This window comes from Priestia sp. YIM B13491 (assembly GCF_042787605.1).
In the GTDB taxonomy this organism is placed as follows: Bacteria; Bacillota; Bacilli; order Bacillales; family Bacillaceae_H; genus Priestia; species Priestia megaterium_E.
In genome coordinates this window covers 363,352-385,271 of record NZ_JBHZOR010000001.1, presented here as the reverse complement: position 1 = coordinate 385,271, position 21,920 = coordinate 363,352, and the positions used below count along the sequence as shown (strand labels likewise).

The following is a 21,920-nucleotide window of genomic DNA, read 5'->3' as shown; positions in this document are numbered from 1 at the left end:
ATTAACATCTTACCATTCAGAAAAAGTTGCCACAATAAACGCAATTTGTCGATTTGTGTTAAAAATTCAGGTTAACGTAGTAATTATAATTTACTAACAAAAAAACCTCTTCGCTTATTAGAAGAGGTTTTTCTACTATTCGTTTAAGTCGTAGCGTTTGCCTTTTACAAGGTAAAATACGCTTTCTGCTACGTTAGTGGTATGATCAGCCATACGCTCTAAATAGCGGGCTACAAATAAAAGCTGCGTAATTTGGTTCATAGCCTCCTGCTTTTCTTTAGCAAGACTTAAAAGTTCTTTGATTGTTATTCCGTAAAGCTCATCCACTTGATCGTCCATTTCCGCTACTTTTTTAGCCAGCACAAGATCTTCCTCGTGATAAGCTTTTAACGAAAGGCTCAACATTTCAATCGAAATATCGTGCATTTTCTTTACATGTTCTAACGGCTTAATTAATTCTTCGTTTCCAATTCGTATAGCTGATTTTGCTACGTTAACCGCAAAATCTGCCATACGCTCAACATCCGAAGCAATTTTAATTGCCACAATGATACGTCTTAAATCGATAGCCACGGGCTGCTGCTTTGCAATCAGTAAGATAGCTAGGTCATTAATTTCTTCTTCTAAGTCATCTACGTATGAATCGCCGTCGATAATTTCTAGCGCCAGCTCAACATTGCTTGTTTGCAACGCTTCAATTGATTTTGATAGCGCCTCATGCGTTAAACGCCCTATTTCTAATAATTTTTCACGTAATATCTTTAAATCACCATGAAACTTTTCGCGTACAACCACTCATCCCATCTCCTTGTATGTCTTAACCGAAACGACCTGTAATATAATCTTCTGTGCGTTTATCAGATGGCATTGAGAAGATTTTATCTGTTTCTGCGTACTCTACCACTTCTCCATTTAAGAAAAATGCTGTTTTATCTGAAATACGTGCCGCTTGCTGCATATTATGTGTAACAATAATAATGCTGAAGTCTTTCTTTAATTCTTGTACTAACTCTTCTACTTTTAATGTTGAAATTGGATCGAGTGCAGAAGTAGGCTCATCCATTAAAATAACGTCGGGTTCAATAGCCAAGCAGCGCGCAATACAGATACGCTGCTGTTGTCCACCTGACAACCCATTCGCATTTTGATTCAAACGATCTTTAACTTCGTCCCAAATAGCTGCTCCTCGTAAACTTTTTTCAACAATTTCATCTAGTTTTTTCTTATTGCGAACGCCATGAATTCTTGGGCCGTAGGCAATATTATCATAAATAGATTTTGGGAACGGATTTGGCTTTTGGAAAACCATTCCTACTTGCGTGCGCAGCTCTTCCACGTGGTACGATTTATCAAAAATATTTTTCCCTCTATACTCAATTTCACCTGATGTACGGACAATTGGAGTCATTTCTACCATACGATTTAACGTTTTAATATATGTTGATTTTCCGCAGCCTGATGGACCGATGATCGCGGTAACTTCGTTAGCATGAATGTCTAAATCAATATTTTTTAAGGCATGTGTGTTGCCATACCATAAATTCAAACCTTTTGTTTTATATACAATTTCTTTTGTTTGCGGAGTATCTACTTTTTCTTTGTTAGTCAATTCCATTGTTATTGCCATTGGATAATCCTCCTTCATCGTCTTTAACCGTTTTGAGCACAATAAAAGTCTCTCTATGTCTATTTAATATCTATTGTTTACTATCAGTGTAAATAAATACGAGAAGCCGAAACGCTTCCCCTTATTTTGATCATTTCTATTAACCCTTACACTTACAGAATAATAGCCGACTATTAATTGTGTTTTAACTCAATGTAAAGCTTTTGTAAACGAAGGTCTATCTGCGTGTTTTTTAGGTAAAAAACTAGTTCTTACGACCCTTAAATTCAATAAAAAACCATATATGTAAAGATTTTTAACAAAAAAAGAAGAGGTAGAGACATAACTAAATTAATTCAATCTAAAGGTGGGTGGATTGGATTAATAAGCCAGTATGAATTACTTCCGATACCGCTGTTGATTTTCGTTTCACGGACAGCCGGTGAGCCTCCTCGTCGCTTCGCTTTCCCTGCAGAAGTCTTCACCTTGCCCTCCAATCAATCGCTAAAAGGGCCTACCTACACGAAATCTACGTTCACTCTACCAATAAAAAAATCCGAACGAAGCTGATTCTTAATCAACTTCGTTCGGATCTTACTTTAACTAATATGCTTTTATTCCAGCCTCTTTAATTGGCGTCATTTGCAATGACAGCCTGTTGATTCTCTTCTTGGTCTTTTACTTCTTGTTCACCTTTTTTCTTTAAATCAAAATACGTATCGAGCGCAGAACGAGCAAGCTCTTTTGTAATGGTATTTGGTGCACTTGGCACAAATGCCGATGGTACCACTACAGCTACTGCAATTTCAGGATCATTCGCCGGAGCAAAGGCCACAAAGTTTGAATTATTAACTTTAATCGGATCCCCTCCGCTTGGGTTTTTCTCATAGGCTTGTGCCGTTCCTGATTTACCAGCAGGATTATAGTTCGCTGTATGGAAAGCTGCATACCCTGTACCGCCTTGTTCTTGAGTAACGCGCTTAAAGCCACTTTGAACATCTTTAATGTATTCTTCTTTCATCGTGATACGATTTAACACATCAGGTTCAAATGAATGCTGCGTACCGCCAATTTCATCGGTTTTAATCGTTGGTTTTCGGATTTCTTTTACTAGCTGCGGCTTAATGCGATACCCTCCATTAGCTATTGCAGAAGTATATTGAACAAGCTGCAGCGGCGTGTACGTATCATACTGACCAATTCCTAAATCAAGCGCCGTACCTGGAACATCGCTTCCGCCTTGGACACCTGTTGATTCGTTATCAAGGTCTATGCCTGTTGATACGCCTAAGCCGAACTGACTGTAGTAAGAACGCAGTTCGCTGAATGTATCAGGTTTAATCGGTAAAGTCATGTTTTTATGATACTGTAACCCAGCCATAGCCATTACCGTTTTAAACATAAATACGTTGGATGAATATTTTAACGCAGATGAATACGTTAAGGGTCCTAGCCCTTCAGCCTCAGCTGATTTTTTAACCGGTGTTCCTTTAATTTTTAACGGTTCATCAACGAACACTGTGTTTGGCTTAATAGCTCCTGAATCTAAGCCGGCTAAAACCGTTGCTCCTTTTACAACAGAGCCCATTGTATAAGATGTTGAAATATTTCCTAATGCAAAATCTTCTATTTTAGGCGCTCCAGTCTTCTTATCAATGGTGTATTTTTTACCTGCCATTGTTAAAATTTCTCCTGTGTGAGGATCCATCATAATAACAAAAGCACGGTCTAAAAATTGCGTTCCTTTCATTTGCTTTTTGGCTAAAAGCTGGTCGGTAATTTGTTTTTCTACCGCTTTTTGAAGCTCCATATCAATAGTTAAAACCAAATCACTGCCGCGTTCACCTTTAGACACTTGAATTGTATCAAGGAGATTTCCTTTTTTATCTGTTACATATTGGACTTTTTCTTTTTGACCGCTGAGCTGAGCTTCGTATTGCTTCTCTAAATAGCTCGTCCCAACTTGGTCATTTCGGCTATAGCCTCTTGACAAGTAATACTGTACTTTATCTTTAGGCAGTCCTTCGTTGGCAGATGATACATTTCCAAGCAAAGTGCGAAGAGTACTGTTTTCTGGGTATGAGCGATCCCAATACGTTGTTGTATCAACACCTGGAAGTTCATCTAAGTGCTCACTTACAACGGCATACTCTTCATTTGTCACACCGCTCTTAACAATTTGCGGGGTGTTAGAGTAACCTGCCTCCATTTGGCGCTTAATAGCGAGAACTTCTAAATCACTCTTTAGACTTTCTAAATCTTTTTTAGAGATGCGGTCTAACTGACGTTGATACAGTTCGTCATCAGTCATTTCACCATCTTGAACTTTTTTGCGATCAGCTTGCGTAATTTTCTGTTCCGCTTCTTTAGGGTGAAGCATAATCCAATAATCCTTCATATCGCGTTCTGTAATTTTTACCACATTTTTAGCATCTTTATTCTTTTTATTTTCCGGAATATCAATCACATTTGTGGTGTAAGGAACATCGATCATAGTGGCTAACTTTTTAGCGATGCGCAGCCTTTCTTCAGCTGTATTTCCTTGAAAACGAGTATATGTAATTGTATTTAAAGAGGTATTATCTACAATTACGCGGTTATAACGATCGTACATTTTCCCTCGAGGAACAGGCGTACTGACCGTAACGTCCTGTGTTTTTTCGACTTCTCGTTCGTAATTCTCACCGTATACAATTTGAACAAGTCCCAACCGCAAAATTAATACGGAAAATAGGGCAAATACGGTCAAGAAAAGTAAGTTCACACGAAAAGGCACGTGACTTTTTCTTCTTTTTTTCTTTTTCATACCAACACCTACACTTTATAAAACATATATACCATAACACCATAAAATCAGCTATTTAGCAAATAAATAGACACCTGGCAGGTGCCTATTTACACAACGTATTTATTCTAAAAGAAAAGCGAAGCATTTTCCATAGTACAAATGAAGGAGCTCACAATACTCTAAGCTGGAGACTCTCCGTCTCCTTCATTTAATACCGGAGGAGTAACAGTCGTTTCTTTTTTGTGCAGAGGCTGTGAGATATGTCTCACACAAAAATAAATGATCGTATGCCCTGCTCCAACAATAGCTAATAAAATGGGAATACTTTTTGCTTCATCAAAAAATAGTACAGCTATTAAAAATAAAGATATGGAAGCGACGCGTCCAATATTCAGAAATACTTCTCTGACAACAATGTATTCAATTCTTTTTGAAACAACGTCTTTTGCTCGCCCAATCACATCGTACGTTAGAGAAATGAATGGAACCAACAAAATAGGATAAGCAATGGCAATACAAACAGCATATATAATTAACTTTGGATACGATAAGTTAAAGATAAGCAAAAAGACTGCTCCATAGAGAAGGAGGCCCCCTGTGAAGATAAATCGAAGGCGATTTTTTTGCTTAATAAACCTTGAGGCAACATAGTATCCTACAAACGCAACTGCTGAATTCACCAGTCCATATGTTCCTAAAGCTAGTTCACTTCCCGTCGTAATAAATACCATGACGGATACAACAAAAATGAACGTACCTTCACGCAACCCTTGAAAGAAATGAGCCTGCAATATTCGATTCCAGTCTTTATTGACTTTTCGTTCAGCCCATACTTCTTTAAATTTGTATACTCCTTCCGCTGCGCGTCTTGTAATAAAAAAACTAAGCACAACGGCACCGATAAACAATAGCAGCGATACACCAAACACAATTTTATACCCAAGTGATTCATACAAAGCGGAAATAACAAAGCCCGCTCCTAAAGGACCAATCATCCCTGCAAAAGAGTTTAAGATCCCTAAAAATCCGTTAAAAAAGTCTCTTGTATCAGGTTCTGTAATTTCAAAAGTTAGCACATTAAAAGCTAGCCAATAAAAGCCGTATCCTATACCCAGCAGTCCACCAAGCAATACTAAATACTGGGCTGCGTTAGCTCCACTGATTAATACAGCGATATAAAAAACAGCTAAAAAAGATACACCTAATCTTAAAACCACAACCCGGTCAATTCGTTTGGCCCATTTACCTGCTAAAATAAACGTAAGCGGCTGAAGCACCACTACCGCTAAATTATAAATAGCGAGATCCGAAAATTCGCCTGATTGTTTCCACAGATAAATGTTAACAAACGAATTGGAAATTGAAATAGCCAAGGCATAAAGACCGCCTATAATTAAAAGCAAAAGTAAATCTTTACTAACTTCTACATCTCCAACTACTTTTTTTAATAAAGGCATATCAAAAAACTCCTTTTCTCTTCTACACCTAGTGTGTGAAAAAGAAAAGGAGATATGTAAAAGAATTGGAAAACAAAAAAGCCAGTAAAGGTAATAATTACTTTACTGGCTCTTAAATACGTCTTCAGCTTATTTTGCAGCGTCGTAACGTTTAGCAACTTCGTCCCATTTTACAACATTAAAGAATGCTGAAATGTAATCTGGACGGCGGTTTTGGTAATTTAGGTAGTAAGCGTGCTCCCAAACGTCTAGACCAAGAATTGGCGTTTTGCCTTCCATTAATGGGCTATCTTGGTTTGGTGTGCTTGTTACTTCTAATTCGCCGTTGTTTACAACTAACCAAGCCCAGCCAGAACCGAAGCGAGTTTTAGCTGCATTTGCAAATTCTTCTTTGAATTGATCAAAGCTGCCGAATTTGCTAGCGATAGCGTCTGCTAATTCACCAGTTGGAGCACCGCCGCCGTTAGGGCAAAGGATTGTCCAAAATAATGAGTGGTTCGCATGACCGCCACCGTTATTGCGTACTGCTGTACGGATATCTTCAGGAACAGCATCTAAGTTTGAAATTAACTCTTCAATACTTTTGCTTTCTAAATCCGCTTTGCCTTCAACAGCAGCGTTTAGATTTGTAACATATGTGTTGTGATGTTTTGTGTGGTGAATATTCATTGTTTCTTTGTCGATATGTGGTTCCAGTGCATCGTATGCATAAGGTAGTTCTGGTAATTTGTAAGCCATGAATAATTCCTCCTTCAAAATATGTAAGCATTTTGGCGCAAAAGCACCATATACGTTTAGATTAGCAAATTTACCCTACTGTTTCAAATAAAAAGTTCCTAATCCATGATTTATATTTACCTAATTCCCATTCGCTATTCTTTTAAACATAAAAAAAGCTTCTTTTTCTCAAAAGAAGCTTTGAATAGACAATAGTATGGCGGAGGAAGAGGGATTCGAACCCCCGCGGGCTTTAACACCCCTGTCGGTTTTCAAGACCGATCCCTTCAGCCGGACTTGGGTATTCCTCCAACCCTATAAATGGTGGACCCTGCAGGACTCGAACCTGCGACCGGACGGTTATGAGCCGTCTGCTCTAACCAGCTGAGCTAAGGGTCCACATGGCTCCACAGGTAGGACTCGAACCTACGACCGATCGGTTAACAGCCGATAGCTCTACCACTGAGCTACTGTGGAACAATATGAATTATGTATGTCACAAACGCAAATTGGAAAATAGCGGCGGAGGGGATCGAACCCCCGACCTCACGGGTATGAACCGTACGCTCTAGCCAGCTGAGCTACACCGCCATGGCTCCACAGGTAGGACTCGAACCTACGACCGATCGGTTAACAGCCGATAGCTCTACCACTGAGCTACTGTGGAACAATATAACATTTACTAGCGACATTAAAAATTTAACATGTTTCTAGCCTAAAGTCAATATATTATTTTAAAACAGCGTATAAAAAATAGGCAATCATCAGCAGTTGAATAAATCCTTTTGAAATAGCGCCACTAAAAAAGCCAATAACCGAACCTACTCCAATTTTTACTGCGTTGCTAATTGTGGTCCGATGAACAATCAGTTCTCCTACAATCGCTCCGATAAACGGCCCTAAAATAATTCCAAATCCCGGAATGACAAACGGACCCACAAGCAGCCCAACTGTACTTCCCCAAACACCTGCTTTAGTGCCTCCGAATTTTTTCACACCAATAATATTAGCTATATAGTCTGCTAAAAAAAGTGCGACAACTAACAATCCTTGTATCACCCAAAATAACCAGCTATAGGAGCTAAAATCATAAAATAAACCGTATATAACAAATCCCAGAGCTACAAATAGCACGCTTGGGATGATGGGATAAACCAACCCAACAAACGATACAACAAAGCTAATGATAATTAATGCCCAACATAAAATAGCCATGCCCGCACCTATCCTTTTTATTATTACTATTTATCATACAATAACCACTCCCATAAAGAAAGACCTTGCACGACGAGTCCTTCCTTTATTTTACTTTCGAATACGATTTTTGAGTGTACCTCTGCAATATTAACAGCACGGTCCTCAAGCTGCCCGTAATATCCCCCAAAAACAATGACAGGGAAACCTGTACATATACGCATAAGATGTGCTTGTGACAAAACGCTCCACCGCATCATTGTAATTAGTAACGGTTTCTAAAATCTATTGTAAACCTTAAATTTTCGCTATAAAATAAGATATAACCAGAATCTTCAATAAGAGGAGGCTTTACAATGAGCATGCTGAAAAAGATGGCATGGAGTTTTACTTCCTTCAAAAAAATAAGGTCGCTTCGCTTTGAGCATACGAATAAAACAATTGGCTTTGTGCTGTTTTTAACATTTATTTCTTTGCTGCCTACATTTTTCTTTATGACTTTGACGATTGTAAATGGCTATCATATCGCTACTACAGATCTTCCAAAATCTGTCTCTTCTTTTTCTATTTCAAACTCACAGCTTACGTCAAGTCAACCTTTCACAAAAAAAGTAAATGGTACCGCTTTTATCTTAAACCCCTCACAGTCTATTGAACGGTTTCATTCCCCTGCTCATGCCATTGGTTTTTTAAAGGATGGAATTTACATTACGACTAATTCACAAACACAAACGTATTCATATGAGTTGCTAAACTGGCATCATAAAGATAAAAATGAACTGCTAAACTTGCTGCACGAACAAAAATTTTCTTTATACATACTTGTCCCTATCGCTATGCTTTTACTGTACGTATTAACATCTGGACTAAACTTCCTTTCTATTACCTGCCTTGCTTATCTTGGAAAACTGATTGGACTCATTACTAAAAAGCAGCTTCCTTTCAAGCAGCTATGGGCACTGAGCGCTTATAGTACAGTAGCCTTCACGCTGCTGTATACGCTTTTTGAAGCTTTTTCTTTGTCTCTAGCACTACATAGCTCTCTTTACTGGATAGGAACATTCTTCATTTACTTGTTGCTCGTCACAAGGGTTCCTATAAGAAAAAAAGTAAAACCTAATAAAGATGCTGGGACAAACGTATCTTAGTTGAAGGAAAATCCAAACGAGGAATCTAGATTCTTGATAGAGAATCCACCTCTTTTGGATTTTTTTATTGATATGGTGAACGCAGATTTCATGTATGCGGCTGCTTCTAGCTGGTGATTGGAGTGATGTAGTTAAGTCTCAGCCTCTTTATTTCGGTACAACTTTTCTTCTTCCCATTGCACAAGGAAGAATTTTCAACTGATACAAAACCCACAAACCTCCTGCTGTGAGCAGAATAAAGCTATAAACAAACATCAGCCTTTCAGTATGCATCCACACTTCAAAAACAACAGGTCCCAACGCTACTCCTAAAAATCTCACCGTTCCATAAATGGATACAATAAACCCTCTTTCTTCGTCTGAAGCCGCTGAAGTAATCATCATATTAATACACGGAAGAACAAATCCTAAGCCGCCAAAGGCGACTGTCAAACAAAACATCAGCACAGGAAGCGTATAAATAATCGTTAATACTCCAAACATCAGGAATAAAAGAGTTATCCCTACTATCATTAATTTTTTCATGAGCTCTACATCTGTTTTGATGCGTTGACCCGTCCAATAAGAAACGAGCGTCATCGCACCAAGAGGAAATAAAAAAGCGGTTCCTTTAAAAAAACCGTCTATATGATACGTTTCCTCTATTAGAAAAGATAAGTAATATAAAATGCCAAATAATAAAAATAACCCCAATCCCCCCACAAAGAATAAAGGAAAAAGCGATTTTCTTTTATCATAGACAATCCCAATGGCTCTCTTTAAATATTCTTGAACAGATACTAAATCCGAGCCTGTTTTCCCTTCTCTCACATACATCACTATACCTACTAAAGCAGCACCTGCAGCTAAAGGATAGACAAAAAATGCGGCATACCATACGACGAGTGCTGCCGATGCTCCAATTATCGGCGCAACCACTTTTCCAACTCCATTATACACTTCTAAAATCCCGAGGACTTTTGCTCTTTTTTCCCCTGTAAATACATCTCCAGTTAATGCCATTGCCAACGTTGTAGTACCTGCAGCTCCAATCCCTTGAATGACTCTGCCTGCCATCAACACAGCAAAGCTTCCAAAAGAGAATGAAGCACTACCAGCAGCGATGACACTGCCTATTATCATCATGACGAGTGAATATATGATTAACTTTTTACGCCCATACCGGTCTGATAAAATTCCTACAGCAGGAATACACAATGCGGCTGGAATCGAAAATGCACTCAGTATCAAACTGGTTTGAACTCCGCTTAAGTGAAGTGACTTTTGAATGCTTGGCAGCAGAGGAATGAGCATGGAATTTCCCAGCACCATGATTAAAGGCAATAAGCCTAATGAAACAATCATTAATTTTTCTTTCAATTTTCGTTCTCCAATCATATTTAAGTAAGACAAGCATAGGCTTTACACATAAGCAAAAGAATGAAGGAGGAGCATAATGAAAAAGCTATGTGCATTAGCCGCTTTCGCTTTTATCGGATATATTTGTCACTACGACATTAAATACGGGACCATTCCCACTGCTACTGAAGCAGTTCAAGTCAGCAAAGCGCAGCCTGCAGAAACAAAAGCCGCCAGCTCTTCTTCCACCTATACAAAAATAAAAATTAAGCCAGGCGATACAGTTTTATCCGTCATTGAGGAGCTTACAAAAAAATCGATACCGGTTTCTATGAACCAAATGATTACAGACTTCAAAAAGTTAAATAACGGTACAGCGCCTGAGGATATTCAAATTGGAAAAACGTATAAGTTCCCTATTTACAAGTAATGACAGCATTCTTCTTGTCAAGATGGGATAGTCATTGTTAAAATAGCTAAGGTAGTACTTTCTACTAGTTATTTTGTTCATAAAGAGTTATTCTATTAATGAATTCAAATTCTTGATTTCATTTTGAAGGAGAGATTATCACGTGAGTGAAATTATACATCGTACAAAAACACGCCCGGTTAAAGTTGGAGATTTAACAATCGGAGGCAGCAACGAGTTAGTTATTCAAAGTATGACAACCACTAAGACACATGATGTTGAAGCAACGGTTGCAGAAATTAAACGTTTAGAAGAAGCAGGATGCCAAGTTGTTCGTGTTGCTTGTCCAGACGAGCGCGCAGCAGATGCAATCCCTGAAATTAAAAAACGCATTAACATTCCATTAGTTGTGGATATTCATTTTGACTATCGCTTAGCATTAAAAGCTATTGAAGGCGGAGCGGATAAAATCCGTATCAACCCTGGTAATATCGGTCGCCGTGAAAAAGTGGAAGCTGTTGTAAATGCTGCAAAAGCTAAAAATATTCCAATTCGTATTGGAGTTAACGCTGGTTCACTTGAAAAACGTATTTTAGATAAATACGGCTATCCGACAGCAGATGGCATGGTAGAAAGTGCACTTCATCACATTAAAATTTTAGAAGACCTTGATTTCCATGACATCATCGTTTCAATGAAAGCATCGGATGTTAACTTGGCAATTGAAGCTTATGAAAAAGCTGCTCAAGCATTTGACTACCCTCTTCACTTAGGAATTACAGAATCGGGTACATTATTTGCAGGAACTGTAAAAAGTGCAGCAGGTCTTGGCGCTATTTTATCTAAAGGAATCGGAAATACATTACGTATTTCTTTAAGTGCGGATCCTGTAGAAGAAGTAAAGGTTGCGCGCGAATTGCTAAAATCATTCGGTTTAGCTTCCAATGCTGCAACTCTTATTTCTTGCCCAACTTGCGGACGTATTGAAATTGATTTAATTAGCATTGCTAATGAAGTTGAAGAGTATATTTCAACTGTAAAAGCACCGATTAAAGTAGCGGTACTTGGCTGCGCTGTAAACGGTCCTGGTGAAGCTCGTGAAGCTGATATCGGGATTGCAGGAGCACGCGGTGAAGGTCTACTATTCCGCAAAGGCGAAATCGTACGCAAAGTTCCTGAAGAAACAATGGTTGAGGAACTAAAAAAAGAAATTGATAAAATTGCTGCTGAATATCACGCAAAGCAAGAAGCTGAAAAAGCTGCAGCTAAATCATAACTAAAAAAAGCGAGGCGCATATGCGCCTCGCTTTTTTTATGAAAAGAACGGTAATATAAACGTACCGACAATAATCGATACAACTCCGATCCCTATTGCCCATGCTCCTAGCGTAAGTGCTCCTTTTCTGCGTGCGATAAACCCTAGAATAATCCCAGCGGCACCAAGAATAATTGGTAAAAAGAATAGTGAAAGAATCGAAAGCACGAGTGCGAAACGACCGTATCCCGTTCCTTCTCCTCGTCTAGCGACTTCATGATTGCGATTGCGATCAATATCTATAACTTCACGCTCTGCATGAGGCTCTCCTACTCGGTAAGGAACGCCCACTTCAGCTGCAGTTTCTTCCATGAAATCAGCTTCATATACATCTTTTCTACGCCTTTGTTCTTCATTCTCCATGCTTAATCCCTCGCTTTCGTAAATAAGGAGCATTTATAGTATCTGAATGCGTGGAAAAATTATAAGTGTTAATCTTATACAGCCGCTCGCTCCCTTATAAGAAATAGGTACAGACGCAATCACCAGGCCGTGCAGTGATCATTACGTTTTGCTAAAGGCGTATAAAAAGTATTACTGTTTCTCTTTAGGCTTTATGTTACACTAGACAAGAATAATCAAGCACCTAAGTAGAATAAACGTATTAAAGGAGTGCACGTAGTTGACGAAAAAGTTTGGAATTGACATTGATGGAACTGTTACTTCTCCTGAAACTTTTGTTCCTCATTTAAATAAAGCCTTTAACTTAAATTTAACACTTGAAGACATTACAGAATATGATTTCAGCCCTTTTGTAAATGTATCACCTGCTGAACTCGGGAAATGGTTTAAAGCAAATGAACGCTCTATTTACGAAACCTCTCCACTTGCAGACGATGCAAAAGCGGTTTTGCAAAAATGGCATCAAAAGCACGAATTATTCTTTATTAGTGCAAGGCACGATAAGCTATTGGACGTCACGGAAGAATGGTTTCAAAAAAATGAACTATCGTTTCATCACATTGAGTTAGTGGGTTCTCATTTTAAAGTTGAGACAGCAAAACGATATGATGTTGATATCTTTTTTGAAGACAAACATGATAATGCTTGTGAAATCAGTGAAGAATGCAATATCCCTGTTATCTTATTTGATACTCCTTATAATCGCTTACCTGTTCCAAAAGGAGTGGTTCGCGTATACAATTGGCTAGAAGCAGATCAGTGGGTAGCCAGCTGGTTAAAAGAACAGCAAAAATAAAAAAGAGAGGTGCATAACGCCCTCTCTTTTTTATTGATTACATTCTATACATTGACCGTAAATTTCAAATTTATGGCCTGTAATATTGTACCCACGCAAATCCTCGTCTACATACTCCATCGGACAAGCTTCAATTTCTTTTGTTTTTCCACAATCTAAACAAATGAAGTGGTGATGATGATGGGCGGTCGCACATTTAAATCGAAAGTGCTTTTCGCTCGAAAGCTCCGTCATTTCAAGTACGCCTAACTCCACAAACAATGATAAATTACGGTAAATTGTATCAAAACTCAGACCAGGATAATCAGGCTTCATGTACTCTAATACATCTTTTGCCGTTAAGTACTTATTTGATTTTGAAAACAGGGCAAGCATTTCTTCACGCTTTCCTGTATGTTTATATCCTTGATCTTTTAATAAATGAATGGCTTCAGTTAAATTCATTTTTGTTTCCCCTTCCGTCCTTTATTAATCATAATAGATATGATTAAAATAACAACAGCAATGACAACAATTGTACCGCCTGGTGCTAAATCCAAGTAGTACGCTGAAAATAATCCGCCTAAAACAGATATTTCGCCAAAAATCACCGAAAGCAGAATCGTTTGTTTAAAGCCTCTAGCTAAGCGAATGCTTGCTGCTACAGGAAGAGTCATAAGAGATGACACTAATAAGATACCGACGATACGCATCGATACAGCAATGACAAGAGCAACCATCACAATAAATAAAAAGTGCATCCACTTCGATTTAATCCCAGAAGCAGAAGCGTGCTCCTCGTCAAAAGATAAAATAAACAATTCTTTATATAAGAAAAAGACAATAGCTATAACAAATACGGCTATGACAACAACTGTCCAAAGATCCGAACGACTCACCGCACTTACGCTTCCAAACAAATAGTTCATTAAATCATTATTAAAACCGTCCGCTAGCGAGATACAAATTGCACTAATCCCAATTCCGCCCGATAAAATAATCGGAATGGCCAGCTCTTGGTAATGCTTGTAGACGCTTCGAAGTTTTTCAATAAAAAGAGCGCCTGTAACGGAAGATACCATCCCTAAATAGACGGGGTTCACTCCTTGCATAAACCCTATTTTCTGACTAAGAAGCAAGCTCGCAGAAATCCCTGCTAGCGTCACGTGACTTAACGCGTCTGCAATTAAAGAAAGACGTCTTACTACGATGAACGTGCCCAATAAAGGAGCTAAGACGCCAATAATCATACCGGTTAAAAATGCATTTCGTAAAAACTCAAATTGAAATAAACTGCTTATCATACGTGCTGCCCTCCATGATGATGATCATGGGTTAACACATGAACATTATGACCATAAAACATAGATACGTCATGTTCACAAAGCTGTTCGAATTCTTTAGCATTCCCATGAAAGTGTAGAAATTTATTTAAACAAGCAACGTGGGTTACTTTTTCTGAGACAGTGCCAATATCGTGAGTAACAAGCACAAGCGTAATTCCTTTTTCTTTATTTAACTTTTCGAGAAGCTCATAAAAAGTGTACACATTTTGTGCATCCACTCCGACTGTTGGCTCATCTAAAATTAACAGCTCGGGTTCACTTACAAGCGCGCGCGCAATAAAAATTCGCTGCTGCTGGCCACCGGATAGTTCTCCTATGTTTCGATTTAAAAATTCGCTCATCCCCACTGCTTCTACCGCTTCTTTCACTTTTTGTTTATGAGAAGCATTCATAAAGCGAAACAAACCTAATTTTGAAGTAAGACCCGTGGAAACCACTTCAAAAACGGTAGCAGGAAAGCCGCTGTTGAAACTATTCGCTTTTTGCGATACATATCCAATTTTACTTCGTTCTTTAAACCTTCTCTGATCTTTTCCAAATAAACGAATTGCACCTTGAGATGGTTTTTGCAAACCAAGCAAACATTTGATTAGCGTTGATTTCCCAGAGCCATTTGGACCAACGAGACCCAAAAAAGCTCCTTTTGGAATTGAAAAACTTATATCTTCTAATACATTCACTCCATCATATTGAAATGATAAATGATCAATTTCAATGATATCAGGTGTATTCATATGCGCCTCACCATTCTTTTTTTATATTTCTCCATACAAAAGAGGGCACGGTTTCTATCGTATACTCCGTTACCCATTTACTTTCTCAGAATCATTACGATTTAGTCATTAATGTAGTATACAGGATTGTCTTTTATTTGTAAACTAAGCCGTTTCACTCCTTTCCTTTCTTATCTCCGTAAGTTCATCCGACTCGAAATGTTGTTTTATTACACAATATAGTCACATCTTTCTTTTTTATTCATAAACTGTATATGACGAGGAGGTAATCATATGAAAATTGTACAGCAGATTGTCAATAAGAAAGTAAACAACATTACCCCGAAAGAGCTTTTAAAGTATAGCAAACAATACAACATCCCCATTACAGATCAGCAGGCACACACACTTGTATCTGTCATTAGACAGCAGCCCGTAAATATTTATAACCTTGAAGAGCGCCGAAATTTAATCAAACAAATTGCTCAAGTAACAGATCGTGAAACTGCCAGACGAGTGAACGAATTATTTCAGCAGTTGATGTAAAAGAAGAGGTCATGTCTATAGACATGACCTCTTCTTTTACATATGAAATTACATAAGCTTTTGTTTTAGCTCTGAATCAAAGCTTTGTGCACGAATCATATCAATTTCCAACTGATATGGCGCTTTTTTATTTTTCTTATCTTCTCCTACATAAGGAGTTTCTAGAATTTTAGGAACTTCTGTAAACGCTGGGTGATGAACAATATAATTCAGTGCACCAAATCCGATTTCACCAAATCCAATATTTTCATGGCGGTCTTTTCGAGCACCGCATACATTTTTACTATCATTGATGTGAAGCACTTTAATTCGCTGTATGCCTACGGTTTTGTCAAATTCATTTAATACACCGTCAAAGTCTTGAACGATATCATAACCAGCATCATGTACGTGACATGTATCAAAACAAACAGAGAGCTTTTCATTGTGCGTCACGCCATCAATAATTTGGGCAATTTCTTCAAAACTTCTTCCACACTCTGTTCCTTTTCCAGCCATTGTCTCAAGCGCAATTTGAACTTCTTGATCAGCTGTCAACACTTCGTTTAGACCTTTGATAATTTGCTGAATACCGGCATCTGCTCCAGCGCCCACATGAGCTCCTGGGTGAAGAACAATTTGCTTTGCACCAAGAGCATGGGTGCGCTGAATTTCAGACGTTAAGAAATCTACTCCAAGCTCAAATGTTTCGGGCTTTGTTGTATTTCCTAGATTAATGATATAGGGAGCATGTACAACAATATCTGTCATTCCATGCTCTTTCATATGCAAAAGACCAGCTTCAATATTAAGCTCTTCAATCTTTTTGCGACGAGTATTTTGTGGAGCGCCTGTATAGATCATAAACGTATTTGCTCCGTAAGAAGCTGCCTCTTCACTTGCTCCTAAAAGCATCTTTTTGCCGCTCATTGATACGTGAGAACCAATTTTCAACATTACTTTTTACACCTCTAACCTATTGCGATTAACGATTGTTGCGTCTTTCACTACGCTTTTTCTTTTGCACATACTTTGTAATTTCACGAGCACGTTTTTTCTTGTAGCCAGGCTTTACTTTCTTCGGCTTTTGAATAAAGCGATGTGCCTCTTCTCCCACTTCATCCGCTTTCTTTACACGCTTTTTACGGCGGTTACGGTCATCGATGGAAACCCATTCTTGCTTTTGAAGATCTTTGTTTACAAACTCGATTCCCATTTTCTCCAGCTTATTTACTGCATCTTCATCTTCCACATCGAAGATTGTAGCAGCAATTCCAGAATGACCAGCACGAGCTGTACGTCCTACTCGGTGAATGTAGAAATCTAGATCTGAAGGAAGCTCAAAGTTAATGACGTGTGAAATTCCTTCAATATCAATACCGCGAGCTGCTAAATCTGTCGCTACTACGTATTGAAATTCTAAATTATTAATTTGCTTCATCATTTTCTTACGGTCACGAGGAGATAAGTCTCCGTGAATTCTTCCTACTTTTAATCCTTTAGACAGTAGGTCATCTGCTACTTCGTCCGCCATTTTCTTTGTATTTGTAAAGACGATAGCTAAATAAGGATTATAAGAAATAAGCATATCATGCAGGAGCTTAAACTTGTTGCGATGACGCAGTGGAACTAATACATGCTCTAATTTAGCTGCTGCTGCTTGCTTCGGCGAAACATGCGTGAATTTTGGATTTTCCATGTATTTTTTTAAGAATGGCTTTAATTTTTCAGGAATAGTTGCTGAAAAAACAAGCATCTGTAATTTTTCAGGCATATTGCTTGCCAAACGGTCCACATCTTCTAAAAATCCCATATCAAGCATTAAATCAGCTTCGTCTACTACTAACGCCTTTGTTGTATACACAACTAACGCTTTTTCATTTACTAAATCAAACAAACGAGCCGGTGTTCCTACAACAACTTGAGGCTGCTTCTTTAATTTGTCGATTGTACGCTGCTTATCTGTACCGCCGATAAAACATTTTGCTGAAATTTCTTCTCCTTCAGCACTGTGTTTTGTTAGCTTTAATACTTCTTGATAAATTTGAGAAGCAAGCTCACGAGTTGGAGCGGTGATTACAACTTGTACTTCTTCTTTTTTAGGGTCTACCTTTTCAAGTAAAGGCAATAAATAAGCGTGTGTTTTGCCGGTCCCTGTTTGCGACTGACCAATTACACTTTCCCCTTTTAAAACGGAAGGAATTAAGCGCTCCTGAATCTCTGTAGGCTGATAAAAACCTAATTGTTTAATTGCTTCTATTAAAAATGGTTGAAACTCAAAACGTTCAAAGTTTGTTTTTTCCATAATAGTCTCCTTTTTTACATTCACGTTCATCTTTTAAGGCACAATATATGATTATAATCGATTTTTCCTTCTGTGACTACTTCTCATTCATATTACTAAAACTTATTACCTGTTTCAAAAACATTTTATCGCGAGTTGCATACGATAGTAAAAGAAAATCTACTTTACTAAAGGAGGTGCGTCCTTTGCTACAGCGAAGACCACCATTTCCACCCGGTATGCAAAGAAGAATGATGCCAGGAATGCCACCACAAAACGGCTTTGGGCAACAACCTGGTAACTTTGGCCAATTTAATCCATTACAGCAGTTTCGTAACTTTGCCCAGCAAACAAATGCTCAACAATCATTTTACCCGAATCAGCAAGGCCTGAACCGTGGAGGAGGTAACTTCTTAACTCGCCTATTCCGAAGAGGCGGAAATAGAAACATACCATTTCAACAAGCGGCTGCGGCTGCTCCTCGAGGTTCTTTGTTTTCTGGACTTTCAGGAGCCCAAGGTGCTGCAGGAGCGACTAACTCTTCTTCCCTGCTTGGAGGTTTGCAAGGATTAACGAACCCTGCTAACTTGAGCTCCATGATGGGGAATGTTCAGCGAGTACTAAAAGCAGCGGAAACGATGGGACCTATGATTCAACAATACGGACCTCTTGTCAAAAATGCTCCTTCTCTATGGAAAATCTATCAGGCCTTGCGCTCAAGTGATGACACAGATGAAGTACTCGAAGCAGAAGGAACAGAGGTTTCTGAAACTGATGAAAGTAAAGACAGTAAGGTTTTATCAGTAGGCGCAGAAAGCACGGATTCATCCGATGATGAGCTGGATTTCTTTGAAGAAGAAATTGAACATTCATCCAGAGATCGGGTGTCTAAACCAAAACTTTATATTTGATAAATCTGCTGATTCCTTAAGGAAATACAGTGAGCAAAAAAAGAATATCTTTGTATTCTTCCTTCCTCTTTTATATAATAGAAGCGAGTTGAATTGCTCGTCAGGATTATGATGAGGAGGAAATTGAAATGAAAGTTATTAAAATTGCACCGCGCGGCTATTGTTATGGTGTAGTAGACGCAATGGTCATTGCACGAAACGCCGCTTTAGATAAATCATTGCCTCGACCAATCTATATCTTAGGAATGATTGTTCATAATAAACACGTTACAGATGCGTTTGAAGAGGACGGCATTATCACACTGGACGGTGCTAATCGCCTAGAAATCTTAGACCAAATAAATGAAGGAACCGTTATTTTTACTGCGCACGGAGTATCTCCAGAAGTAAAAGAACGAGCAAAAGAAAAAGGCTTAACAACAATCGATGCTACATGTCCGGATGTTACAAAAACCCATGACCTTATTCGCCAAAAAGAAAAAGAAGGTTATGACGTTATTTATATCGGAAAACGAAATCATCCTGAGCCAGAAGGTGCACTTGGTATCGCGCCAGATATCGTTCATTTAATTGAAAAAGCAGAAGACGTAGCCCATTTAAATATTCAACGTAAAAAAATCATTGTAACAAATCAGACAACAATGAGTCAGTGGGACGTTGCAGAAGTAATGGAAAAGGTAAAAGAAAAATATCCGCACGCTGAAGTTCACAAGGAAATTTGTTTAGCTACACAAGTTCGCCAAGAAGCTGTAGCCGAGCAAGCAGGTGAAGCAGATGTTACAATTGTAGTAGGAGATCCTAAAAGTAACAACTCAAACCGTTTAGCTCAAGTATCAATGGAGATTGCCGGCACTGAGGCATATCGTATCGGTGACATCTCAGAGCTGCAGATCGAATGGTTGATGAACGCGAAAACCGTAGCTGTTACGGCAGGAGCATCTACCCCTACTCCAATCACAAAAGAGGTCATCAATTTTCTAGATCAGTTCGATCCGGAAGATGAAACAACTTGGACACGTGAAAAAAGCGTGCCTCTTTCAAAGATCTTACCAAAAGTTCGAACAAAAAAATCGTCTTAATAGACGCAAAAGAAGGTGTTGACATTCGTCAACACCTTCTTTCTTTGTTACATAAACGTAAATGGGTTTGTGTCTACTTTTGAATCAAATACTTCACACTCAAAGTTTTTCGCATCAAAAAGACTGGTTAATACACGCGTTACACCTTGTCTCATAACTTTTTCAACATGATGACCAGGATCTACAACGTTTAATCCCATTGCCATTGCATCATGCGCAACGTGGAAATACAAATCACCTGTTACATAGGCATCTGCTCCGCTAAATTTTGCGTTTGTAATATATTTGTTTCCATCTCCGCCCAGAACAGCTACTTTTTTCACTGTGGCATCCATAGACCCTAATACTCTAACACCATCCACATCCAATACTTGTTTAACATGAGCGGCAAACTGTTTTAACGTCATCTCTTCTTTTAACTTACCAATTCGTCCAAGTCCAAGCGTCTCGCCCGTTTGTTCCACTGGATAAATGTCATAGGCTACTTCTTCGTAAGGATGAGCACTGAGCATGGCACGAATAATTTTATTTTGTTGACCCGCTTCAAAAATAGTTTCAACTTTTGCTTCATTTACACGTTCTAACTCTTCTTTTGAGCCAATGTATGGATTGGCTTTTGAAGAAGGTTTAAACGTGCCTTCCCCTTCAGTTGAAAACGTACAGTCGCTGTAAAGACCCACATGTCCAGCTCCCGCATCACAAATAGCTGTGCGCACTGCTTCAGCATGATTTGAAGGAACAAATACAGCAAGCTTTTTCAGCTGAATAGACGTTGTTGGAACCAGCACTTTTGTCTCTTGTAGCCCCAATGCTTCGGCTAACAGGTCATTTACTCCGCCTTTAGCTATATCTAAGTTTGTATGAGCAGCATATACAGCAATATCATGTTTGATGCATTTCTCTAAAATACGCCCTTCAGGACGATCTGTAACCACTTGTTTTAGAGGTCTAAAAATAGGAGGATGATGAGCAATAATCAAATCCACTTGTTTTTCAATAGCTTCGTCTACGACCGTTTCAAGAACATCTAACGTTACCATTACTTTTTTTACAGGCTTGTTTAACGTTCCAATCTGCAAACCAATTTTATCTCCTTCAACCGCTAAATGCTTGGGAGAAAATGATTCAAATGCTTCAATTACTTGAAATCCGTTAGGGATTTTACTCATTTTAACGCCTCCTCAATTAATGAGATGTCTTGGGTAAGTTTTTGAAGTTTTGCTTTGCTTTCCTCGGACTGAGCCAGCTCCATTTGGCTGACAATTTGTTTAAGATGATTTAGTTCATGCGTCCACTTTGTCATAAAAGCAGAAGAGCGCTTTTCTTTTAAAATAGGGCCCATTAACACACCGGCTTCCACTTCACCGTTATAAGGAGCTAAGGCGTTTCCAGGTTCAGCGACGATGACTTCATACATACGACCGTCTTCTTCGATGATTTTTTCATCAATGATTTCCCAGCTGTGTTCAATCAGCCAGCTGCGAATATGATGTGAACCAATATTCGGCTGAAGTACAAGCCTTTTTACTCCTTCTAACTTTGCTTTTCCTTCTTCTAAAATCATTGTAATAAGCGTTCCGCCCATTCCGCAGATTGTAATACAGTCTACTTCATTCGGTGATATTACTTCTAGGCCGTTTCCTTTTCGAACGTCAATAACGTCCGTTAAGCTTGTTTTTTTCACCTGCTGAATAGCAGATTGAAGAGGCCCTTCTGTAATTTCTCCTGCTACGGCACCGCTAATATATCCATTTAAATAAGCAAAACACGGCAAGTATGCATGATCTGAGCCAATGTCTGCTATCTTTGCTCCCAAAGGAATCGACTTTACTACTTCTTCAAGTCTTATTGATAAGTTTAATTCATTCATTTTGTCACCTATTCTCTATGTGATTACTGTTCATTATTTTAAC

24 protein-coding genes and 5 tRNA genes are annotated in these 21,920 nt (G+C 38.6%); 7 read left to right on the top strand and 22 right to left on the bottom strand.

The features are described 5' to 3' along the window. Nucleotides 1–135 precede the first annotated feature (135 nt). The 13 genes from phoU to ACFX4E_RS01895 all read right to left on the bottom strand — a co-directional run bounded on the left by phoU (nt 136) and on the right by ACFX4E_RS01895 (nt 8,004). Complete coding sequence (phoU, locus tag ACFX4E_RS01955; RefSeq protein WP_013059193.1) at nt 136–795, bottom strand: phosphate signaling complex protein PhoU; 660 nt, start codon at nt 793–795, stop codon at nt 136–138. Nucleotides 796–817: 22 nt separating this feature from the next. After that, entirely contained in the window at nt 818–1,615 is a 798-nt protein-coding gene (gene pstB, locus ACFX4E_RS01950; RefSeq protein ID WP_371264484.1) for a phosphate ABC transporter ATP-binding protein PstB, read from the bottom strand. A 347-nt stretch (nt 1,616–1,962) separates the two neighbouring features. Next, a complete protein-coding gene (locus ACFX4E_RS01945) occupies nt 1,963–2,091 on the bottom strand; it encodes a hypothetical protein (RefSeq protein WP_255256606.1) in 129 nt (42 codons plus the stop codon). A gap of 143 nt (nt 2,092–2,234) precedes the next feature. Then, nucleotides 2,235–4,412 carry a peptidoglycan D,D-transpeptidase FtsI family protein gene (locus ACFX4E_RS01940; RefSeq protein ID WP_028410633.1) on the bottom strand — a complete coding sequence of 726 codons (2,178 nt, stop codon included), beginning with the start codon at nt 4,410–4,412 and terminating at the stop codon, nt 2,235–2,237. A 161-nt stretch (nt 4,413–4,573) separates the two neighbouring features. After that, entirely contained in the window at nt 4,574–5,851 is a 1,278-nt protein-coding gene (locus ACFX4E_RS01935) for an MFS transporter (protein ID WP_263033727.1), read from the bottom strand. A gap of 129 nt (nt 5,852–5,980) precedes the next feature. Then, nucleotides 5,981–6,589 (bottom strand): superoxide dismutase SodA, encoded by a 609-nt coding sequence (gene sodA, locus ACFX4E_RS01930; protein ID WP_013059198.1) that lies wholly within the window; start codon nt 6,587–6,589, stop codon nt 5,981–5,983. 197 nt (nt 6,590–6,786) lie between these two features. After that, a tRNA-Ser gene (locus ACFX4E_RS01925) sits at nt 6,787–6,879 on the bottom strand. A gap of 11 nt (nt 6,880–6,890) precedes the next feature. Continuing rightward, nucleotides 6,891–6,967: transfer RNA gene (locus ACFX4E_RS01920), tRNA-Ile, on the bottom strand. Between the two features lie 3 nt (nt 6,968–6,970). Continuing rightward, a tRNA-Asn gene (locus ACFX4E_RS01915) sits at nt 6,971–7,045 on the bottom strand. A 40-nt stretch (nt 7,046–7,085) separates the two neighbouring features. Beyond that, nucleotides 7,086–7,159: transfer RNA gene (locus ACFX4E_RS01910), tRNA-Met, on the bottom strand. Nucleotide 7,160: 1 nt separating this feature from the next. Next, a tRNA-Asn gene (locus ACFX4E_RS01905) sits at nt 7,161–7,235 on the bottom strand. A 62-nt stretch (nt 7,236–7,297) separates the two neighbouring features. Then, nucleotides 7,298–7,783 carry a DUF456 domain-containing protein gene (locus ACFX4E_RS01900; RefSeq protein ID WP_013059199.1) on the bottom strand — a complete coding sequence of 162 codons (486 nt, stop codon included), beginning with the start codon at nt 7,781–7,783 and terminating at the stop codon, nt 7,298–7,300. A 26-nt stretch (nt 7,784–7,809) separates the two neighbouring features. Then, nucleotides 7,810–8,004, bottom strand: coding sequence for a hypothetical protein (locus ACFX4E_RS01895; protein WP_034276871.1), 195 nt, complete (start codon nt 8,002–8,004; stop codon nt 7,810–7,812). Nucleotides 8,005–8,118: 114 nt separating this feature from the next. Here ACFX4E_RS01895 and ACFX4E_RS01890 point away from each other — a divergent pair, with 114 nt between their 5' ends. Beyond that, nucleotides 8,119–8,910, top strand: a complete 792-nt coding sequence (locus ACFX4E_RS01890) for a DUF1189 domain-containing protein (protein ID WP_028410631.1) — start codon at nt 8,119–8,121, stop codon at nt 8,908–8,910. Nucleotides 8,911–9,057: 147 nt separating this feature from the next. On the opposite strand, the gene ACFX4E_RS01885 is transcribed toward ACFX4E_RS01890, so the two are convergent. Beyond that, on the bottom strand, nt 9,058–10,269 hold the full coding sequence (locus ACFX4E_RS01885) for an MFS transporter (protein WP_377238344.1): 1,212 nt from the start codon (nt 10,267–10,269) through the stop codon (nt 9,058–9,060). A 76-nt stretch (nt 10,270–10,345) separates the two neighbouring features. Between ACFX4E_RS01885 and ACFX4E_RS01880 the strand changes: the two genes are divergently transcribed. Together ACFX4E_RS01880 and ispG are read left to right on the top strand one after the other, a co-directional pair. Then, entirely contained in the window at nt 10,346–10,678 is a 333-nt protein-coding gene (locus tag ACFX4E_RS01880; RefSeq protein ID WP_013059203.1) for a hypothetical protein, read from the top strand. Between the two features lie 151 nt (nt 10,679–10,829). Beyond that, a complete protein-coding gene (ispG, locus tag ACFX4E_RS01875; RefSeq protein ID WP_201763664.1) occupies nt 10,830–11,933 on the top strand; it encodes a flavodoxin-dependent (E)-4-hydroxy-3-methylbut-2-enyl-diphosphate synthase in 1,104 nt (367 codons plus the stop codon). Nucleotides 11,934–11,969: 36 nt separating this feature from the next. Here ispG and ACFX4E_RS01870 read toward each other — a convergent pair whose 3' ends face one another. Further along, entirely contained in the window at nt 11,970–12,335 is a 366-nt protein-coding gene (locus tag ACFX4E_RS01870) for a DUF4190 domain-containing protein (RefSeq protein WP_377238343.1), read from the bottom strand. A gap of 259 nt (nt 12,336–12,594) precedes the next feature. Between ACFX4E_RS01870 and ACFX4E_RS01865 the strand changes: the two genes are divergently transcribed. Then, a complete protein-coding gene (locus tag ACFX4E_RS01865) occupies nt 12,595–13,170 on the top strand; it encodes a 5' nucleotidase, NT5C type (protein ID WP_013085038.1) in 576 nt (191 codons plus the stop codon). A gap of 30 nt (nt 13,171–13,200) precedes the next feature. Here ACFX4E_RS01865 and ACFX4E_RS01860 read toward each other — a convergent pair whose 3' ends face one another. The 3 genes from ACFX4E_RS01860 to ACFX4E_RS01850 are packed head-to-tail and all read right to left on the bottom strand — an operon-like array spanning nt 13,201 to nt 15,229. After that, nucleotides 13,201–13,614, bottom strand: a complete 414-nt coding sequence (locus ACFX4E_RS01860) for a Fur family transcriptional regulator (RefSeq protein ID WP_013059207.1) — start codon at nt 13,612–13,614, stop codon at nt 13,201–13,203. Further along, nucleotides 13,611–14,453 (bottom strand): metal ABC transporter permease, encoded by an 843-nt coding sequence (locus tag ACFX4E_RS01855; protein WP_013059208.1) that lies wholly within the window; start codon nt 14,451–14,453, stop codon nt 13,611–13,613. The genes ACFX4E_RS01860 and ACFX4E_RS01855 overlap by 4 nt, the downstream gene beginning before the upstream one ends. Continuing rightward, nucleotides 14,450–15,229 carry a metal ABC transporter ATP-binding protein gene (locus ACFX4E_RS01850; RefSeq protein WP_013059209.1) on the bottom strand — a complete coding sequence of 260 codons (780 nt, stop codon included), beginning with the start codon at nt 15,227–15,229 and terminating at the stop codon, nt 14,450–14,452. Before ACFX4E_RS01850 ends, ACFX4E_RS01855 begins: the two co-directional genes overlap by 4 nt. Nucleotides 15,230–15,502: 273 nt before the next feature. On the opposite strand from ACFX4E_RS01850, the gene ACFX4E_RS01845 reads away from it, so the two are divergent. Further along, entirely contained in the window at nt 15,503–15,754 is a 252-nt protein-coding gene (locus ACFX4E_RS01845) for a DUF2624 domain-containing protein (RefSeq protein WP_013059210.1), read from the top strand. 48 nt (nt 15,755–15,802) lie between these two features. Here the strand turns inward: ACFX4E_RS01845 and ACFX4E_RS01840 are convergent, their stop codons facing one another. Both ACFX4E_RS01840 and ACFX4E_RS01835 read right to left on the bottom strand, forming a co-directional pair. After that, complete coding sequence (locus ACFX4E_RS01840; RefSeq protein WP_098599864.1) at nt 15,803–16,690, bottom strand: deoxyribonuclease IV; 888 nt, start codon at nt 16,688–16,690, stop codon at nt 15,803–15,805. A 28-nt stretch (nt 16,691–16,718) separates the two neighbouring features. Then, a complete protein-coding gene (locus tag ACFX4E_RS01835) occupies nt 16,719–18,038 on the bottom strand; it encodes a DEAD/DEAH box helicase (protein WP_013059212.1) in 1,320 nt (439 codons plus the stop codon). A 185-nt stretch (nt 18,039–18,223) separates the two neighbouring features. On the opposite strand from ACFX4E_RS01835, the gene ACFX4E_RS01830 reads away from it, so the two are divergent. Next, a complete protein-coding gene (locus tag ACFX4E_RS01830) occupies nt 18,224–18,928 on the top strand; it encodes a YqfQ family protein (protein ID WP_098803704.1) in 705 nt (234 codons plus the stop codon). A 128-nt stretch (nt 18,929–19,056) separates the two neighbouring features. Further along, the gene (locus tag ACFX4E_RS01825) at nt 19,057–20,007 is read left to right on the top strand and encodes a 4-hydroxy-3-methylbut-2-enyl diphosphate reductase (RefSeq protein ID WP_263033723.1); all 951 of its coding nucleotides are present in this window, start codon (nt 19,057–19,059) and stop codon (nt 20,005–20,007) included. A 47-nt stretch (nt 20,008–20,054) separates the two neighbouring features. Here the strand turns inward: ACFX4E_RS01825 and ACFX4E_RS01820 are convergent, their stop codons facing one another. After that, nucleotides 20,055–21,176: a Nif3-like dinuclear metal center hexameric protein gene (locus ACFX4E_RS01820; protein ID WP_377238342.1), complete on the bottom strand. Its 1,122-nt coding sequence runs from the start codon at nt 21,174–21,176 to the stop codon at nt 20,055–20,057. Further along, on the bottom strand, nt 21,173–21,877 hold the full coding sequence (locus tag ACFX4E_RS01815) for a tRNA (adenine(22)-N(1))-methyltransferase (protein WP_028410626.1): 705 nt from the start codon (nt 21,875–21,877) through the stop codon (nt 21,173–21,175). The genes ACFX4E_RS01820 and ACFX4E_RS01815 overlap by 4 nt, the downstream gene beginning before the upstream one ends. Between the last annotated feature and the right edge of the window lie 43 nt (nt 21,878–21,920).

Coding starts and splice junctions, on each gene's coding strand:
- pstB (WP_371264484.1), bottom strand. CDS start 1,615: ATGGAATTGACTAACAAAGAAAAAGTAGATACTCCGCAAACAAAAGAA.
- ACFX4E_RS01940 (WP_028410633.1), bottom strand. CDS start 4,412: ATGAAAAAGAAAAAAAGAAGAAAAAGTCACGTGCCTTTTCGTGTGAAC.
- ACFX4E_RS01935 (WP_263033727.1), bottom strand. CDS start 5,851: ATGCCTTTATTAAAAAAAGTAGTTGGAGATGTAGAAGTTAGTAAAGAT.
- sodA (WP_013059198.1), bottom strand. CDS start 6,589: ATGGCTTACAAATTACCAGAACTACCTTATGCATACGATGCACTGGAA.
- ACFX4E_RS01900 (WP_013059199.1), bottom strand. CDS start 7,783: ATGGCTATTTTATGTTGGGCATTAATTATCATTAGCTTTGTTGTATCG.
- ACFX4E_RS01890 (WP_028410631.1), top strand. CDS start 8,119: ATGAGCATGCTGAAAAAGATGGCATGGAGTTTTACTTCCTTCAAAAAA.
- ACFX4E_RS01880 (WP_013059203.1), top strand. CDS start 10,346: ATGAAAAAGCTATGTGCATTAGCCGCTTTCGCTTTTATCGGATATATT.
- ACFX4E_RS01870 (WP_377238343.1), bottom strand. CDS start 12,335: ATGGAGAATGAAGAACAAAGGCGTAGAAAAGATGTATATGAAGCTGAT.
- ACFX4E_RS01860 (WP_013059207.1), bottom strand. CDS start 13,614: ATGAATTTAACTGAAGCCATTCATTTATTAAAAGATCAAGGATATAAA.
- ACFX4E_RS01855 (WP_013059208.1), bottom strand. CDS start 14,453: ATGATAAGCAGTTTATTTCAATTTGAGTTTTTACGAAATGCATTTTTA.
- ACFX4E_RS01850 (WP_013059209.1), bottom strand. CDS start 15,229: ATGAATACACCTGATATCATTGAAATTGATCATTTATCATTTCAATAT.
- ACFX4E_RS01845 (WP_013059210.1), top strand. CDS start 15,503: ATGAAAATTGTACAGCAGATTGTCAATAAGAAAGTAAACAACATTACC.
- ACFX4E_RS01840 (WP_098599864.1), bottom strand. CDS start 16,690: ATGTTGAAAATTGGTTCTCACGTATCAATGAGCGGCAAAAAGATGCTT.
- ACFX4E_RS01835 (WP_013059212.1), bottom strand. CDS start 18,038: ATGGAAAAAACAAACTTTGAACGTTTTGAGTTTCAACCATTTTTAATA.
- ACFX4E_RS01825 (WP_263033723.1), top strand. CDS start 19,057: ATGAAAGTTATTAAAATTGCACCGCGCGGCTATTGTTATGGTGTAGTA.
- ACFX4E_RS01820 (WP_377238342.1), bottom strand. CDS start 21,176: ATGAGTAAAATCCCTAACGGATTTCAAGTAATTGAAGCATTTGAATCA.
- ACFX4E_RS01815 (WP_028410626.1), bottom strand. CDS start 21,877: ATGAATGAATTAAACTTATCAATAAGACTTGAAGAAGTAGTAAAGTCG.